Origin of the sequence: Streptococcus sp. HMSC078H12 (genome assembly GCF_001814615.1) — a bacterium.
GTDB classification, from domain to species: Bacteria; Bacillota; Bacilli; order Lactobacillales; family Streptococcaceae; genus Streptococcus; species Streptococcus salivarius_F.
In genome coordinates this window covers 1-366 of record NZ_KV817323.1, presented here as the reverse complement: position 1 = coordinate 366, position 366 = coordinate 1, and the positions used below count along the sequence as shown (strand labels likewise).

Sequence of the window (366 nt, the reverse complement as noted above, 5' to 3'; positions counted from 1 at the left end):
AACTGGGGTAGCTGGATTCGAACCAACGCATGAGGGAGTCAAAGTCCCTTGCCTTACCGCTTGGCTATACCCCAAAAATATAGGCGAATGAGGGGAATCGAACCCCCGAATGTCAGAGCCACAATCTGATGTGTTAACCACTTCACCACATTCGCCACTTTACTAACACGGGCAGTAGGAATTGAACCCACACTGAAGGTTTTGGAGACCTTAGTTCTACCTTTAAACTATGCCCGTAACTATGGAAGGGGAGGGATTCGAACCCCCGAACCCGAAGGAGCGGATTTACAGTCCGCCGCGTTTAGCCTCTTCGCTACCCTTCCGAAATATAAACAAATGGCGCGAGACGGAATCGAACCGCCGACA

General features: G+C 50.5%; 4 tRNA genes. All 4 read right to left on the bottom strand.

Annotation, left to right across the window (positions count from 1 at the left end):
- Window positions 1-2: 2 nt before the first annotated feature.
- Window positions 3-74, bottom strand: a tRNA-Gln gene (locus HMPREF2979_RS05435).
- 8 nt (window positions 75-82) lie between these two features.
- Window positions 83-155 (bottom strand) — tRNA-His (locus HMPREF2979_RS05430).
- Between the two features lie 11 nt (window positions 156-166).
- Window positions 167-237, bottom strand: a tRNA-Trp gene (locus tag HMPREF2979_RS05425).
- A gap of 5 nt (window positions 238-242) precedes the next feature.
- A tRNA-Tyr gene (locus HMPREF2979_RS05420) sits at window positions 243-323 on the bottom strand.
- Between the last annotated feature and the right edge of the window lie 43 nt (window positions 324-366).